The organism is Nitrospira japonica (assembly GCF_900169565.1).
Classification (GTDB): Bacteria; Nitrospirota; Nitrospiria; order Nitrospirales; family Nitrospiraceae; genus Nitrospira_C; species Nitrospira_C japonica_A.
Map to the genome: position 1 here is coordinate 1,821,875 of NZ_LT828648.1, position 15,925 is coordinate 1,837,799.

The following is a 15,925-nucleotide window of genomic DNA, read 5'->3' on the forward strand; positions in this document are numbered from 1 at the left end:
CACGATCACACTGGCCACACGTACTTGCCGCTGCCTACTCCAGCCAAAACCTAACTGTTGGAGTCTATTAGCGTGCATGCGCGGGAGTTCTCATCCATTCCGACACGGCGCATTATCGGAGTCTCTGGGATATCAGTCAAGGAGCTATCTGTGTGACGACGTAGAAATACCTCGGTACCATTTTGCACTGATAGAACGATGTCGCATCAAAACAACAGACGGATATTATAGGAACCACTGTCCTACCATTCGAGCTCGTCAGAAATCAGATAACCGAGCGTCTGATGAAGCCGATAACGGTTATAGAAGACCTAGATACCTTCCGTAATCACATACCGGGCTTCTGCATGATTCTGGAAACACTAATCCGACACCAATTTGTTCTTCAATGAACTGAAGAAGCTCTCGACAGAGGCATTGTCGTAGCAATTACTCTTCCAACTCATGCTCGATATCACGCCGCGCCGTACTAAGAGCTGTTGATAAAACCACGGAAGATACTGGGTGCCTTGATCGCCACGATGCAAGAGTCTTGATGCGGGCGACTAGTGCTGCCAGGCTATCCACCACAATTTGGCTCCAGCGATCTAAGTCTGACGAGCACTCAGGACCCGGCCGAGATGTGTCCGTGGAAGAACCATCAACTAGCGATGAGAATATGTGAACCAGAGCCTCACAGCGGCCAGCCCTGATCGGCAAAACTATAAAGACGGTCGTCACCGAAAATGAGGTGGTCGAGCAGCCTGATGCCTAGTAGGTCTCCACCTTCCCGCAGTCGTGTGGTGAGCGTCCGATCCTCAATTGAAATCAAAGGGGAGTTTTTGGGAGGCGGCAAGCGTGGCTCTCAAGAGGTAGGGCATACGTTTAGTGTCCTCTTTCCGGAGTACCGTATGACATGATCAACCGCGCCTGACAATCTGAAGCATATGGGAGGTCGTGAGGACTGCCCTCAAAGAGGGCAAAGAGAGTGGTGCGGAGCGTGCTTACAAGAACTCGACGTGTCCTTCCATCTCGTCAGCCTTGAGGATCTGGTGGAGTAACATCAAGCCATGAATGGTCTCTCCAATCGACGTACCTTGTGGGGCGTACACGATGCCGCAATGAGTATGCCCAGCGGCATGGAGACGGAGGAAATCGCTATCTTGCGTAAAAATCACCCGCCGTTCAGCACGGGCTTGTTGCATATGCGCGGTATCGGGTGCGCTGAGGAGTCCTGCTTCACCCACTGTCTTGATATCAACGCCTCGTTCGCGTAAGCCTTGTACAACGGCTCTGGGAACGTGTTCGTCGAGATAGAACCTAATTTTTCCCGGCATTCAGCTTGTGCTTGAGCTTGGAGGGCGTGGCTTGGCGTAAGGACTCGGCAAAGGCCTGGCCGTCAGCCATGTCTTTGTCGATATCGGCGCGATGATCAAAATAGTATGCGAGGGCGGCATGGACATCGGCCAGCGTCAGACCGTAGTCGCTGGCAATTTCATCGACACTTTTCCCCAACCGTTCATGCCATATGACAATATCGCGCACGGTAATACGATGGCCTGCAATACGGGGTTTCCCCCCGGCAATATCAAGGCTCGTTTCAATGTGTTGATCTAATGTCTTTGTGGTCATGAGGCTTCCCCCAGACTTGCACTATCAACGGGTTCTAATGTAGCAGAGTTGTTTCTGATACACCAGAACCACCGGCGAACTGTTGAATAGAGTAAAAGGGAGTTTCGGTGATCAGACGCTTGGAGCACGCGCTGAAGGGGTCTTGTAATCAAAATTATGTAGCACTCTGCTCAGAGTCATCTGCTACCGCGCTGCTACCAGGATAGGACAAACTAGCCCCATCTTCACCCATGTCGGGGGAGTCTTGCGTTGTTGTTTCTCGCGGGGTTAGGTAGTCTGAGGTTGGATCTGTTACAGTTCGTAAACCGCAGGTCGCCCGTTCAATCCGGGTCGCCGGCTCCACTTTTCAACCGTTTACACAATCCACCATCGCTCCACCTGCCGGCTGTGCTGAAATTGTGCTAATCAACCGTTGCCGGTCCAGGATCTCCACCCCATCCCGTAGACTCTCAGGGAAATGGTGGGCATACCGTTGGGTCATGCTTGGCGACTTATGGCCAAGCAGTCGTTGGACTTTGTACAGGTCCACTCCTGCTTGGACGAGTCGCGTCGCAAAGGTATGCCGCAGATCATGAAAGTGAAGATTCTCGATCTTGGCCGCCTTCAGCGCCGCAATAAATGCCCGTCTCAGATTGCTGCCATCGAGACACGTCTGGGCTTCACTGCCGAAGACCAAGCTTTCCCCGGTTTGGCTGGCATCGCCTCGTGTTTCATACCGCTTCGTGAGAATGTCCTGTACGGTCTGATTAATAGGAATCGTGCGCCGTTCGCCGTTCTTTGATCGAAAGACCGTGACGGTCCGCCGCACGAAATCTACACCGTTCCAGTTTAACGCGAGAATTTCTCCCCGGCGCATGCCGGTATGAGCCGCGAAGAGGATTAGCTCTCTCAGCCATGGAAGGGCTGTCTTGAGCAGTCGCCCTTCTTCCGCCTCCGTTAACCAACGATCACGGGTGTTCTGTTCCCGTTCCATCGATACCCGACACACTGGGTTATCTCGCGTCCATTCCCACTCACGACAGGCCAAGTTGAAAGCCTTCTTGAGCACGGCCAGTTCTCGGTTGATCGTCGCCGGCATGACACCATCCACATAGCGTTTGTTCTTGAACGCCACGATAGTCTTCGGTGTCACATGATGGAGTTTCGGATTGCCAAAGAAGGCCTTCAAATTGTCCACCATGTTCACGTACCGACGATAGTGCATCCGTCTACTCGCATGTTCTCGGAGGTAGCGCTCCATCAGTTGCAAGAACGTCTTGGCCTCTTCCCTCGGTTTGTCAAAATACTTTCCCTCGACAATTTCAACCTTCACCTTCCCGAGTATGGCTTCAGCAAGGCGCTTGTCTGAAGTCTCGGTCGACCGCCGAATTTGCCGTCCCTCATACGTGAAAGACATCCACCACACATTGCCACGTTTAACGAGCCCCATCGTCATGCTCCTTTCCCTCAGGGCTCGGTGATATGGTTTCCCCGTGGCGGGGAGTATATGCGGTGCGCTTAGCGTCGGCAATAAGGCGGTCAATGTCCGTGTCAGGGCTAGATATTCTGCATGGAGCAGACGAAAGGGGAGGGGGTTGCAGCGAAGTCAGCCAGCGGTCGATCTCTTCAGGCTCAAAGCGGATAAGGCCGTAGATCTTACGACAGGGAATTTTCCCTTGTGCAACCCAGGCGTAGAGAGTCGAGACCTTAATGTTCAGACGAGCGGACAGGTCTTTGATCGTGAGCATGGTATCCCTCACACGGTGAACCGTGAGGGCTACGGATATAGATAGTTTTATAAATGATCATCAGTGCTTCCTTGTGTGTGCCCCGTGTTGTTTGTAGTTGTATGGTTTGTATGTGTTTTTAGAATGTATGGGGCTTTAATTGTTGAAGCTTTTTTAAGGACACGTGAATCCGTAACCGCTACGTTATCGCGTAAGCCTCCTTGAGTAATAGGTTGTGGGGAAACCGTTGTGGCGCGCACGAGCCCGCGGTTTCCCCTCGCGAGCCGGCGGTGTCGATCTTTCCAACGCTCGGTGCTATCAACGATTGTCCGAGTCAGCCAAGCATCACCAGCCTCGGGAGCTGCGCAGGCAACAGCCAGCATGGGCGCGACCGAATCGCGAATCCATCGTTTCACATCTTCAATCGTCCGAGGGGCATGTTCCAGGACAAAGCGACCCTTGGCAAAGCCTTCCGTGAGTGTGAACCACCATGGCAGTAGCGGTGCGCGACATCGCTCAACCGACAAGGCTTCACGCGTCGTGTCTCGAAAATCAATGTATCCGCGAAGGATGGACACCACATACTCGATCCAATCGGAGGCAGGAAGTGCTGCGAGTGCCTGCCCGCAAGCGTTCGCGCGTTCTTTGCGGAGTTCGAGCTCCCACCGGACGCCAAATTGTTCGCAGTCCTCGCGCCCTTTCGAGCGAGCCTCAAGTCGCTTGTCGTACACTCTAAGCATCGTATGGCTTTTTGGACTTCCAAAATAGAGGGTCTGGCCTGTGATGGCACCATCCGCCATGGAAGCGCCATAGAGCGCCTGAAACCGGCCTGCCCGTGTCACACACTGCCCACCCTCAACTGCCTGCTTAACGCGTTCAACCTGGACTGAGGATTCTCGATCGTCGAGGGCACAATCCAATCGAGTTAAATGGCCACCTTCCTCAAAGACCCACCGAAGAACAGCCTGTAATCTTTCGGCTGGCCAGCTTGATACGATGCCGCCCGAGAGGTCCACATGCACTTCTGCTGGGTCGGACGGTCTTCCTGATCCCATCTTGCCAATACCCCGTGTGTTAGGAGCCAGAATCCACGACAGAGGATACCCGCGAAACCCGCTATTGGCTCGTGACCATTCACCCTCGACGACAGTCATGACGGTCTGTCTGTTTGATCGAGGGAGCGTGAATGCGAGCCAGTCGATGGTTAGAGTGAATCCAGAACTCATGGAATTCCGAGAATCCCTATAGTGACCCTTGTAGTTTGCGCCCCCGTGTTACCGGGACGGGGGCGCCGGGGACCCGCGCCGTCCGGACTCGCTAGGCCGTCCGGCGCGGGTCTTCACGCTCCCGTTTCTCTAAATCGGTGAAGCGCCATCTTAAGAATCTGCAGGAGCCCTTGTAGCCAAGTTTTAGCAATAGGTCAATATGTAGTGGTACATAGGAGCGCTGACTACTTCCTGTAGTTGAATGCTCCGACAAGAATTGGGGGGATGGCTATCGCAAAAGAGAAGAACCCGAACATTCTTCGCAAGAATGTTTCCGGACGGGAATGGCTATCTCTCCAACTTCGTATTGATCCGTACAGTAATTGGCGTCAACTTGACCGTCTATGTCGATCAGCGTAGAAGATCTGGTCAGGGGAGTCGAAATTTAGAGAGATGGTGCACCGATCTTGTTCCATTCAAAGATAACCGAGGCGGAACCCCGGCTATCTACTTTTGAGCATGAGAGAAGTTTTTGGACGTCCTATCCCACTGGCGAGAATATCTATTCAATACCTTACAGTACGCCGCCTTATTTTAGTCATCAATACACCGGCCACCAGCAGTTCTTGGAGTTGTTGGAAGACAGCATCATAGACCGGTTTGAGCGTTTTTGTCTCCAGTTTGCCTCAGAACCAGATTGCACCAAACCGACCGCCCGTATAGGGAACTCCAAAAGCTATATACCAGGCTTAAGCATGGTATACCCAGCAAGTGAACGCGACGCTCGGAATTGTCCATAGGAGATATTGTGCAAGAAGAACTCAAACTACTCACTTCCCAAAGGAACGAAATGTTCCTCATGCTACAAGACAACAAGTTTTCTCCCTCCGAATTTGAGTGGATACGCTGGGCGTCCGTTACGGGCAACTTTAAGACTGTTCCTGCATTGCGCCATATACCCACTGGGTACTATTTTGTAGTTGATAGAGCGGAAAACAGGGATGGAGAGTACGGATTCTTTGTTCAGTATTCTCCAGGGAGAGAAACGAAGCTTGAAGGTGACGAAGCCGGAGAGTGGTCCGTTGTTACACTAAACTTCGCCAGATGGCTCAGCTACATTATGCGGGAGACTGAATTACCCGACCTATGGGAAGGTCTAGTAAAGGACACTCAACTTATTCGGGACACTGATCAACAGTCATCCGACAATCTTCCATTTACCAACGAGGAGCTGCCGCGTGTTCGTAATGCCATCGAGGAAATTAAAAGGTACATTCACAAAACTCACGAACTTAGCGAAGCACAATGGAAGATGATTGATGCGCGGTTTGATTATCTTGAGCAAAAAGCTGGTGAGTTTGGTCGAAAGGACTGGATGCATATAGCTGTTAGCGTGTTGCTCAGCATTGGCGTTGACCATCTGCAAAGTTCCACTAGCACCCGAGATCTATTTCAATTTGCAAGTGAGGTTTTCAAACAGGCTCTGGGAGCAATTCTTTATTTGGCTGGTCCTCACTAACAAGTTCACCGAGGTTCACAGATTTCATCTTTCATAACTTCGGAAACCACATAGCCCCCCCCGGCTTCCGCGTCGTCATCTCCTTGTCATTCACCCAAAACTATTTCATTTGTCCTTTTCTCACTCCTTTCAGCTCCGCTCCTAGGAAGGACGCATTGCTGGCTTAATGACAGGTAACCCCATGCCCCGCCTAAATACATGTAATATCTACATCTTCTTGAACATACCTTGCTGCACACTTTAGAATCCCACGGTCTAGATTAATAAAGTGGAGGGACTACTGTGATTGAGCGAATACTAGAGTTACTAAATTCCTTAAGTGAAGACGCTCAGAATGCAATTATCAAGAAGTGCAAGGAATTAGGCTTTGATCCCAACAAGGGAGATATCTCACTCGAAGAGTCATTCATAAATTTGAACTCAGCCCGCGCCATACTTAAAGAGTCTATCGCCCAAAGCAAATTGATCCAGCTCCCTCTTTCCGTACAGAAAAACCTACTCCCTTTGCTAGAAAATATACAAAGGCTCCAGGCAGAAATTATTAATGGCACAGATCAAGTAGTTAATCTCGTAAATGTAATTGAAGCGTTGCATTTTGCTGTATGGACGTTCGGTCTCCATAAATTGTCAGGAGAAGTTCTTGGCTTAGAAACTAAAATGAATCAGCTAAAACAACTGGAATTGGATGCGACGAAGCTGAAGGCCGAGTTGCAAGATGGGCTTCGGGTAAAAGAATCCCTTGATAAGATCCAGACGCAAGCTTCAGATCAAGCGGCATCGCTTCATCGATTACTTGGTGAGTCACATGAAACTCTTAGGAAGATAAATGACAATCTGTCTACATCATCAGAGGCAAATCAAAAAGTAGGAGCGTTGTTACAGACAATTCAACAGTCCGATGTTGCGTCCTCGCAATTCTCGGCGAATGCCAAGGCCAGCCAATCAGCAGTAGCTGCAATCGAAAACAAAATTCAAGAGTTCCTCAGTCAAATTGATACCTATCGAGACAAGCTTGTCAAAATGAGCACCGACGCGGAAAACACTGTCGCAGAACATTCAGCCGAAACGGGACGGCTCATATCGCAACTAAAAGAGCTTGAAGACCTCATTAAACTTCAGATCCAGAAGGCCACAGGGTTTTCTCTCTTCCACTCTTTCCAAACGAGAAAAGAATCGCTAGTAAAATCGAAGCAATTTTGGATTTATGCAATCGTCGGTCTTATTTGTATTTCCCTCGGTTTCACTGGATGGATAATATCGACCGTGCCGGAAACGCTTGACACCGCGTTCTACCTTAAGCTTACGATCTCCATACCGATCATATTTCTAATAACATTTTGCACGCTGCAATACTCTCGTGAGAGAAGGCTAGAGGAGGAATACGCCTTTAAATCCAATATCTCAATCTCATTGATCCCTTACCAGGAACTAGTTGATAAACTCACCGACAAATCCAAACAAGCTGAACGTGATCGCTATGCCACTTTCATAATCGAATCGATAGGAAAGGTTTTCTCTTCTCCAACTGACAAGGTATTTGAGGATCGCAGTGCCTCTAAATTAAGTATGAAGTCGCTCAAAGAATTCACTGATATCTTCGAGCAAATGCAGAAACTCCTGAAGCCCTAGTCCGGAATTGTGGTGATCAAGGTCATCCAGTCAGGCGACTCTTTTCATTTTGATCTTTCGGAGGCTGAATGGCTGACAGCACGTTGAATGATACCCTTCGACATTTTGAAGCCGCAGAAGCCAATCTTGGCAAAGCAGAAAAGGTGCTTTGCGATATAGAGTCCGCCATCCCAGAGGGGATCGTGTTTGGTGTGAATCCAGAGTATGAAGCAAATTGCAGAAGTTTCAACGTGCTGCTTTCAGCATTGCCAAAAATTGACGGTTGGAAGCCCACTATTGCGATCTTGGAGTTAGATGAAATTGCACAAAATCGATTGGACGCACTGGAGTTAGGGGAGGTTTCATGTATAAACAACGTGGAGCGAGAAATTGGCGCGCCAACTCGGCAGCTCCGTGAGTATCGCTACCGTTTCAATCAGAAGCGTCGTGAACTGATTCGAGATGCCTTGATTGAGTTAATTGATGCCATTGATGGAAATTTGAGAAAGCTAGGAAAGTTACTCGATGAAGAATCGCCTCTCAATGAGACGATAGCGGATCCGGAATTCGAACAAATCAAGGAGAACGCTGCTCAGATTAGTGCTCTGCTAGGGAGTAGCGTGCCAATGCCTGCCAGATGGTCGGACCTGCATCGGCACTTGCACTTTGGCATGCTTGGTGACCTTCAGGATATCATCAAGCATGACTGGCCGAGTGTAAAGGCAGGACTGAGAAAGTCACTGTATGGAGAAAGGGAGCCGGTTCCTGTCGATGTAGAGGATCTTGGTGCCCTTGTTAGCAAAAAACCTCGTGGTCGAGTCGTAACAAAACTGCTATGGATGCATCTCACAGACGAAGACTTCGAGCGTCTTATATTTGCGCTTATTTCCTCAGAACAACAATATGAAAATCCCGAATGGCTAATGAAGACGAATGCTCCTGATAGAGGACGAGATCTTTCTGTCTATCGCGTCTATTCGGACCCACTAGCCGGGGCTGTGCGACATCGTGTCATCATCCAATGCAAGCACTGGCAATCCAAAAGCGTAGGTCCCTCTGAAATTGCTACGCTCAAAGAACAAATGAAACTGTGGGAACCCCCCAGAGTGGATGTTCATGTGATTGCGACTTCAGGCCGGTTCTCTTCCGATGCTGTCTCTATCATCGAGAGGCAGAACCGCTCTGACAGTGCTTTAAGAATTGAAATGTGGCCAGAAAGCCATTTGGAATTGTTACTTGCGAGCCGTCCAGCAATCATCGCTGAGTTTGGTCTTCGGTAGTAAAGCAGAGAGTGAATCTGACAGTACTGTGCTAAAGCATTCGAATCCGATAAGGCATTGTCGTTTCATCGAAAAGCGGGGAAACCACTTACATCACCGAGCCTTAGCAGTTTCTATCTCCTAAATTTCGTAATCTGCAGGTCGCCCTTTCACGTCGGGTGGTCGGCTCCTCTTTTCAGGTATGGAGTCCGTGTTTTGACCGAACTGCGACTTCGCCTCCTAATTGGTGCTAGCTTCCAAGCTTTACGAACGCCAGAAAACTGGTGAGACTAAAACGCCCGGCTCTTACAGTCTTTCCCTTGCGTGTAATTATCTCTGCAGTACTCACAGTGTGGCTCCTTCCTGCTTGAGCCTCTCCGCTATTGCTGCATGCTTGTTATGAATTGCGCATCCCAACGCAGAGTTTGAGGGATGGGCTGGTTTGGTAAACCGCTTTGCATTTACATCTGCTCCATTCTGCAAGAGAAGAACCACAGTCTCTTCCCGGCCCTCACACGCTGCATGAATCAGTGCTGTCCCGCCAGCATTATCTTTTGCATTAACAATGGCCCCATTGGTGAGGAGAACTTGGACAGTTTCTGTGTGACCTTCCATCGCCGCATGTATAAGTGGTGTGAACTGGAACATCCCTCTAGCGTTGACGTCAGCCCCTTTTGCGATGAGAGCATCGACCAACTCCTTGTTCCCCTTTCCAGCAGCAACCATGAGAGGGGTTGTTTCCCCTGACCACAGACTATTAGGGTCTGCGCCTTGATCTAACAATCGCCGCGCGGTTGCTGTATGGCCATTCAGGACGGCATAGAACAATGGCGTCAAGCCTTGTCTAGTTTTCCCGTTGATAGCTCCGCCGTTCTCTAGCAGAACTTGCACAATCTCATCATGACCTGCCCAGGCCGCGCTCATTAATGCGGAATGGCCCCAACTGTCCCTTGACTCTACATTTTCACCTTTTTCGAGCATCAACTTGACAGCCGTGAGATCGCCTTTCTCCGCGGCCACGGGAAGTGCTCCTATAAAGAACTGTTCATACACGGTAAGCGGTAGCAAAACGGTATCAGCGGCAAAGCTAAGTGGAATATCTAACGGCAGCGGTATGTTCGAAGTGGTTTTTGAGCGGTATTCATATCTAATCCAGTGAATATCAGCGGCCACGCCTCCGTATATTCTTGTCCTCGGATATACAAGGTCCCCTTCCTGCGATCCACGATCCTGATAAGGGTCAACATTTCTACTGACAATAGTCCCACATCCACCTTGAAGGAGAGTAAGGACCAGTATGAATAGCGGCGAGAATCTTCCCATGCCGGGTGCTCTTGTAGACGCTTTCCCAAGGTAAGGCAATCCGACGTACTGTCCATGCTTACTCATCGGGTGCATATTATGTTAGCAGGTATTTGTTGCGCGACAAGCGCAGCAGGCGTATGTCCCAAGCGGTCCTCATCAGGCCCAAACTGACCTAAACTGCCCAATTCCTTTCTCTTCTCATTCGATCTCCCTAACCCCTTTTCCTGGACCATGCGTGATTTTATCAGTGGTCGTCACAAATCTAGGCAAAATCTCCCACACCTGGCTTGTGCAAAGTTCTTCTCATCCGATTTTGGATCAAGTCGTTGTAGATGTTGTGCAAAGCATCGCACCGATCTCGTTCAAGCACCACTCCAACACGCCTACGAAAACTATCTATGTTCCGATGACTTTCAAAATGAGGTAAGCTTTGTCTTGGAGAGTTCTGAAGTAGCCTGCCGGGGAGCCCACACTTCTGACTTTCGGCAAAAGGAGGTGTTCAATGGATCGCCATCCCCAGGACTTTCTTAATCCCCTTACCTCAGCACAAGCGCATGCAGAACTCTTCAGGGAACACCATCCCGAATATGCTGATGCAATGCTGAAATTTCTCCTGGAGCTGGCACGGATCACCAATGACTTGAAGAATGCTCTAGGGTATAAGAAATTTTGTGCAGTGTGTCGCATCCCTATGGAGTCAAAACTGGACATGAATGGTAAGCGTCAGGGAAACCTTTTATGGCTGGAAGGTTGGTCATGTCCAACGTGTGGAGGCGAACAGGTAAGCTGCCAAAAGTGAATAGGGCACTTGGGCGCCGTCCCATGCTGATTACAGATGGTGCGCGGCAGGAACAGGAGTTGGCTGTGCTAAATTTGTGCTAGAACTCTTCGATCTAGATCTTAACCCCCACAATCAGTAGAAGTAGTCGAATCCGTTAACGCATTGTCTATTCACAGAAAAACGGGGAAACCTCTTTCATCACCGAGCTTTAGCGATTTCTTTCTTCCTAATTTCGTAAACCGCAGGTCGCCCGTTCAATCCGGGTCGCCGGCTCCAGTCTTTTCAAACACTTCAACTCCTGCGGATCCCCGCCAAGGTTGTGCCTGATAGCTCTACTGTTTCCTTACTTCATGCATTATCCGCCGAATGGATGCTGAATGTGGCGCTTTCGCTAAAGCAGCTCTCAAATCCGGTAAGATCCCTTTGCCCATGAGTCCCAGCGCATAGACGGCACCCTCACGCAAATCCTTATTGGGGCCCTGGAGGTAGTACAAGAGAATCGGTACGCCTCGCTTATCCCCTGCTATACGGTGGAGCGCATAGGCCGCGTAGATCTGGATGGACGGCTCATCGTTCTCCAACCGTTCACGAAGTACCGGTGCGGCATTCGTGCTCATCATGCGCGCAAGATCGAGAATGGCTTCCAATCGTTCCTGGCGATCGCCTTCTCGTAATCGAAGTATCAGCAGTTCTTGGCGGAGCACCAGTTCTTGGTCGGTCGACATCGTACTCAGTGTACCAATGATGCGTTCAAGCTTGTAGTTCTTCCAGAGTGAACTGGTGTGGAGGTCAAAATGACTTCCCCCCACTTTGAGATTGTCCGACGCTTCAGGAAGAATCTGCCCTTTGGTCTTACCTTCACCCCGTGGGTAGGGCTCTGCGCCTGCAGTCTGCCACCCATCATCCGGCGAATACACATTGTAGATGTATCGTATGTTCTTCATGCTCGGCGAGTAGTCGGTACGGATGGGCGTGCCCAGGAGAATCAGCGTGTGGATCTTTAATCCGTCATGGCTCGCCAAGAATGCCACGTTTCCTCCGTGGCTGTGGGCTACAATACGGAGCTTTTCGGTAGGGTGTGCCACAACCCATCGTTGCAGCGCCTTTCCTCCTTCAGTCCGATCTTTATGACTCACGCCGCCGCTCCAACTAAAGAAGTCCGCTCCTTTGTAGACATCGTTGGTGTGCTGATCGAGATAAGCAGGAAACTCAGCACCCCATCGCCACCAGTCTTCATCGTTCGCCCAGGTTCCATGGACAATGATGGTCGACGTGGGATCGACTTGTGTCAACCTAGTATGGAAAGTTCTCTTACGCTTCCTCTTTGCTTTCACAATGCTGCGCATCTTTTTCTCTCGCGATAATCGTGTCACCCTTCTTCACACCGTTCTGTTTGAAAGCGCCAGCTATCGCGCCTTACCAGTTGTTGAACCGCACGTCTGATCTCTGCAATCGCGCACAAATCCTCAAGTCGCAGTCCGTCAGGCCAAACTGGAGAGGATAGGGGGTTCAATCTGCGAGACCCCATCCTCAGCAGTTGTCTATATTTGCCCGTTACGGCACAAACGTCCCAACTAGGGCTGCCGGCCGACTGGTTGAGTCAAAATAGACACGCAAACCCGTCGCATTGTTGTGACTTCCACCGGGGCCTGAACACTTAGTGGAGTCAGCATTGGTCCCAATGCGGGTACTGATCTTTAGACTTAGCACATCACTCGTCCCATTAAAGCTTCCACCTAGAAGAGTGGTGATGGCTACAGCGACTTGTTTCGCGAGATTGTCATTGCGGGTCACTCCCGTGACGCAACGAGTCTCCCCAGCCGCCACCAGGCTGCTGTTCTTGTACACTTCTGCCTGCACATCAAATTGCGTCCCCTGATCGTCGCTGTTCTTTAGCCCCACCCAAATATTGAGGTTGCTGGGTGCCGTAAGTGTTCCACTTGATAGAGAGGGAGAGGCCGTCCATGTGCCAATCTCTTTCCAAGGGTTTCCCTTATTGAAGTTGATCCCGACCGAGTCCCTGTATTTCGGGGTTGTCGCACTGGGATTGGCGCCATTTAGGAACAGGGCAATAGGGTTATTGTTCCCGCCACTACCATGGAGATAGAAATTAGATGTCGGGGAATTGGCATCACTTATCTTGGCAATAAACCCATCCACATTTCCCGCGAAGGTCGGCTGAACAACACCCGGTGTGGTGGGAAAGTTCGACGAGGCGTAACCTGTCACATAGGCGTTCCCCGAACTGTCTACCGTAATGCCTTGTCCTCCCGAAGAGCTGCTCCCACCCAGAAAGGTTGAATAGACTACGGTGGTCCCAGTTGGATCGACCTTGGTGACGTATGCATTGGATCCCCCTGAGGTCTCTTGAATCGCTCCAGGAGTTGTGGGGAAATTACTTGAGGAAGTCTCTCCCGTTACATATGCATTACTTGATCCATCGACAGCAATTCCATAACCCAGGTCGAAAGAGTTGCCTCCGAGATAAGTGGCATAAATTAGCGACATCCCGGTCACATCAATCGCAGCGACAAATGCATCAGCGAGCCCGCCACCGTAGCTTGTTTGATACGCCCCAGCCGTGACAGGGAAGTTGCCTCCTGAACTTGTCTGACCGATCACATACGCATTGTTGGATCCGTCCAAGGCAATCTTGTACCCAAGATCATTCCCACTCCCGCCCAGAAAGGTTGAATAGATGAGAGACGATCCGGTTGGATCAACTTTCGCGATAAAGGCATCCCCTCCTGCAAATGTTCCACCAGGACCACCAAAGGTAGTCTGGACTGCACCTAGCGTCGTAGGGAAATTGCTCGAGGCGGTATTCCCTGTCACATAGGCATTCCCAGGAGTGTCTAACGCAATCCCCCTCGCGAAGTCGTAGCTATTCCCGCCAAGATAGGTGGAATACAAAAGGGAGGTTCCCGTCGCGTTTAACGCTGTGACAAATCCGTCATTCGTGCCACCCCACGTGGTTTGAAGGGCTCCAAGAGTGGTAGGAAAATTGCCTGAGCCTGTCGTGCCGGCCACATATGCATTGCCCGCCTCGTCAACAGCGATCCCGAGGCCCGCTTCTAAATCATTTCCTCCGAGATACGTTGAATAAATCAATGTCGTGCCTGAGGAACCAAGCTTCGCGACAAACGCATCAGGGCCTCCGCCTGAGCTTGCCTGAAACACGCCAGGGGTAATGGGGAAATTAGCGGAACTGGTCACACCGGTCACATAGATGTTTCCCGCTACATCGACGGCAAGGCTGTTACCGACATCGTCTGAAGTGCCGCCGAGGAATGTGGAGAACACCCGGGCCGTGGCTGTTGAATTGAGCTTAACTACAAAGGCATCTGTAGTAGCTCCGCCGTAAGCAGGCTGGACAACACCGGCGGTGGTTGGAAAGTTTGTCGATTGTACTTCGCCCGTTATATAAGCATTACCTGACACGTCGATGGCTATGCTGTAGCCATAATCGGCATTGCTTCCGCCGATGTAGGTCGCGTAGACGAGTGTGGGGTCGATAATTAGTGGTCGACTTCTATCATACGCGCCCACCTCAAAGCTTACTTCCTGGTTGTCGGTGAGAATGTAGTGGGCGGAGATTTCCTCTCTTGCTCCATTCTTATCTTGAAAGGCTCGTGGGCGCTGCAGTTGCAGTGCCTTGCCCGCATGCAATCGCAAATCCCCATGGACGCCAATCTTCAACCGGTCGCTTCCGCCTACGACAAGTTTGATTGCACGAGGGTCTGCACCAGGCGCCACGACGAAGTCAAATTCGAGTTGTTGCTGGTTACCGTAATAGACGATGTCGATGCCTGGATATACTTGCGGCTGCACCACTTTCTCGTACATGCGAATACTAGTTCGCCACATTTCCGGGTTATTGCCGAGCAGATAGTTGACCTGACCAGTCAATTCGTCTGCACCGTTGAATGGAGTGGGAGCATTTCGTCCAGCCAACGTTAGCCTTAGAACAGTGCTTTCATCAAGTCGTGCAGTTTCCAAACCAGTCGCATTACGGTGATGCGAGAAACTAGGAGAGGAAGGTCGAAGTGTTAGCACGGTCTCATCGGGAGTCAAGAACACCGTGTATCCCGGACCGCGGGCTAAATATTTCACCTGTGAGTCAGTCTGCCCCTGGTTCGCTTCAAAGTTCAGAGGAAGCCGTCCGTAAGCGGATTTCACCTCTACCATTGAGGATGCTGGTCCGTCTGTAATCTTTGGAGCTGCCGCAATTTCATTCGACAACGTGAAACTCAGAGCAATAGCTAAAAGAATTCCCCTCAGGATTGCAGCCCCGCGACGGTTCCTCTGCATAGCTCGACCTCCTTGTTGTGAATGCATCCCACTGCGCCACTACCCAACTAGCGTGAGAGTTGCGTTGTTATTCAAAAACGACTGTCGTCGAACTGGATAAGCTCTAGAGAAGTAGACATGACGTGGGGGAACTTGTCTCGTCGACGAGGAGCAGACCATCATAGCGGAGGCTCTCTTGGAACCAGCTACTGTTGTCTGTATGTAGGCGCCGCCTTATGACATGCGTTCCTTGATGCGGTCAAGAGATTTCTGAGGCGTACGGTGAAGTTACTTTTTACAGAGAGCGACGAAGTGAAACTGGATCTTAGCAAGACGAGTCGAGATCTGTTTTGGGCAAGGGATAGCTCCATTTGATTCAATAAGTTGCCTATTGCATGTATTTTTGAGCACCGACACTCGACAGAAAGATTCGAGAACGCGAGGGCTGATAATACATGCTATTTTCTTCGTCGCGTCTTAATCACCGCCCAATCGTTCATCTCTTCGATCGGCTCCACTTTTCTAAACTACACGTATTATTTCTTCGAATTCTTCGAGCTTGTGGCCTCAATACTGCTTGACAATCTGACGCATCAACCGTAATGGATCGCGTCATCTGCTCTCGGTTCGTCCATTCACTC

Annotated in this window: 14 protein-coding genes; 5 read left to right on the forward strand and 9 right to left on the reverse strand. The window is 50.4% G+C overall.

The annotated features are described in order from the left end of the window. Window positions 1-673 precede the first annotated feature (673 nt). The 6 genes from NSJP_RS08720 to NSJP_RS08745 form a co-directional block, all read right to left on the reverse strand. The gene (locus NSJP_RS08720; protein ID WP_080886520.1) at window positions 674-835 is read right to left on the reverse strand and encodes a JAB domain-containing protein; all 162 of its coding nucleotides are present in this window, start codon (window positions 833-835) and stop codon (window positions 674-676) included. 148 nt (window positions 836-983) lie between these two features. After that, window positions 984-1,316 carry a DUF5615 family PIN-like protein gene (locus tag NSJP_RS08725; RefSeq protein ID WP_080886521.1) on the reverse strand — a complete coding sequence of 111 codons (333 nt, stop codon included), beginning with the start codon at window positions 1,314-1,316 and terminating at the stop codon, window positions 984-986. Next, window positions 1,300-1,611: a DUF433 domain-containing protein gene (locus tag NSJP_RS08730; RefSeq protein ID WP_080886522.1), complete on the reverse strand. Its 312-nt coding sequence runs from the start codon at window positions 1,609-1,611 to the stop codon at window positions 1,300-1,302. The genes NSJP_RS08725 and NSJP_RS08730 overlap by 17 nt, the downstream gene beginning before the upstream one ends. Window positions 1,612-1,957: 346 nt before the next feature. Then, entirely contained in the window at window positions 1,958-3,040 is a 1,083-nt protein-coding gene (locus tag NSJP_RS08735; RefSeq protein ID WP_080886523.1) for a tyrosine-type recombinase/integrase, read from the reverse strand. Further along, window positions 3,027-3,338 (reverse strand): helix-turn-helix domain-containing protein, encoded by a 312-nt coding sequence (locus tag NSJP_RS08740; RefSeq protein WP_080886524.1) that lies wholly within the window; start codon window positions 3,336-3,338, stop codon window positions 3,027-3,029. Before NSJP_RS08740 ends, NSJP_RS08735 begins: the two co-directional genes overlap by 14 nt. 47 nt (window positions 3,339-3,385) lie before the next feature. Next, window positions 3,386-4,333, reverse strand: a complete 948-nt coding sequence (locus NSJP_RS08745; protein WP_172834243.1) for a replication initiation factor domain-containing protein — start codon at window positions 4,331-4,333, stop codon at window positions 3,386-3,388. Between the two features lie 997 nt (window positions 4,334-5,330). Between NSJP_RS08745 and NSJP_RS08750 the strand changes: the two genes are divergently transcribed. The 3 genes from NSJP_RS08750 (at window position 5,331) to NSJP_RS08760 (ending at window position 8,929) form a co-directional block, all read left to right on the forward strand. Next, the gene (locus NSJP_RS08750; RefSeq protein WP_155970001.1) at window positions 5,331-6,041 is read left to right on the forward strand and encodes a hypothetical protein; all 711 of its coding nucleotides are present in this window, start codon (window positions 5,331-5,333) and stop codon (window positions 6,039-6,041) included. A 282-nt stretch (window positions 6,042-6,323) separates the two neighbouring features. Beyond that, on the forward strand, window positions 6,324-7,670 hold the full coding sequence (locus NSJP_RS08755; protein WP_080886527.1) for a hypothetical protein: 1,347 nt from the start codon (window positions 6,324-6,326) through the stop codon (window positions 7,668-7,670). Between the two features lie 68 nt (window positions 7,671-7,738). Beyond that, on the forward strand, window positions 7,739-8,929 hold the full coding sequence (locus NSJP_RS08760) for a restriction endonuclease (RefSeq protein WP_080886528.1): 1,191 nt from the start codon (window positions 7,739-7,741) through the stop codon (window positions 8,927-8,929). Between the two features lie 324 nt (window positions 8,930-9,253). On the opposite strand, the gene NSJP_RS08765 is transcribed toward NSJP_RS08760, so the two are convergent. After that, entirely contained in the window at window positions 9,254-10,231 is a 978-nt protein-coding gene (locus tag NSJP_RS08765) for an ankyrin repeat domain-containing protein (RefSeq protein ID WP_172834244.1), read from the reverse strand. Between the two features lie 217 nt (window positions 10,232-10,448). On the opposite strand from NSJP_RS08765, the gene NSJP_RS20095 reads away from it, so the two are divergent. Further along, window positions 10,449-10,640 (forward strand): energy transducer TonB, encoded by a 192-nt coding sequence (locus tag NSJP_RS20095; RefSeq protein WP_407938646.1) that lies wholly within the window; start codon window positions 10,449-10,451, stop codon window positions 10,638-10,640. A 75-nt stretch (window positions 10,641-10,715) separates the two neighbouring features. Beyond that, window positions 10,716-11,012: a hypothetical protein gene (locus tag NSJP_RS08770; protein ID WP_080886530.1), complete on the forward strand. Its 297-nt coding sequence runs from the start codon at window positions 10,716-10,718 to the stop codon at window positions 11,010-11,012. A gap of 314 nt (window positions 11,013-11,326) precedes the next feature. On the opposite strand, the gene NSJP_RS08775 is transcribed toward NSJP_RS08770, so the two are convergent. Next, a complete protein-coding gene (locus tag NSJP_RS08775) occupies window positions 11,327-12,340 on the reverse strand; it encodes a HEAT repeat domain-containing protein (protein WP_080886531.1) in 1,014 nt (337 codons plus the stop codon). A 208-nt stretch (window positions 12,341-12,548) separates the two neighbouring features. After that, window positions 12,549-15,305 carry a DUF7948 domain-containing protein gene (locus NSJP_RS08780; RefSeq protein WP_172834245.1) on the reverse strand — a complete coding sequence of 919 codons (2,757 nt, stop codon included), beginning with the start codon at window positions 15,303-15,305 and terminating at the stop codon, window positions 12,549-12,551. Window positions 15,306-15,925: the final 620 nt, after the last annotated feature.

Excerpts from the sequence above, each read along its gene's own strand:
- NSJP_RS08765 (WP_172834244.1), bottom strand. The coding sequence starts at position 10,231 with ATGGGAAGATTCTCGCCGCTATTCATACTGGTCCTTACTCTCCTTCAA.
- NSJP_RS08725 (WP_080886521.1), bottom strand. The coding sequence starts at position 1,316 with ATGCCGGGAAAAATTAGGTTCTATCTCGACGAACACGTTCCCAGAGCC.
- NSJP_RS08780 (WP_172834245.1), bottom strand. The coding sequence starts at position 15,305 with ATGCAGAGGAACCGTCGCGGGGCTGCAATCCTGAGGGGAATTCTTTTA.
- NSJP_RS08735 (WP_080886523.1), bottom strand. The coding sequence starts at position 3,040 with ATGGGGCTCGTTAAACGTGGCAATGTGTGGTGGATGTCTTTCACGTAT.
- NSJP_RS08770 (WP_080886530.1), top strand. The coding sequence starts at position 10,716 with ATGGATCGCCATCCCCAGGACTTTCTTAATCCCCTTACCTCAGCACAA.
- NSJP_RS08740 (WP_080886524.1), bottom strand. The coding sequence starts at position 3,338 with ATGCTCACGATCAAAGACCTGTCCGCTCGTCTGAACATTAAGGTCTCG.
- NSJP_RS08775 (WP_080886531.1), bottom strand. The coding sequence starts at position 12,340 with ATGCGCAGCATTGTGAAAGCAAAGAGGAAGCGTAAGAGAACTTTCCAT.
- NSJP_RS08760 (WP_080886528.1), top strand. The coding sequence starts at position 7,739 with ATGGCTGACAGCACGTTGAATGATACCCTTCGACATTTTGAAGCCGCA.
- NSJP_RS08730 (WP_080886522.1), bottom strand. The coding sequence starts at position 1,611 with ATGACCACAAAGACATTAGATCAACACATTGAAACGAGCCTTGATATT.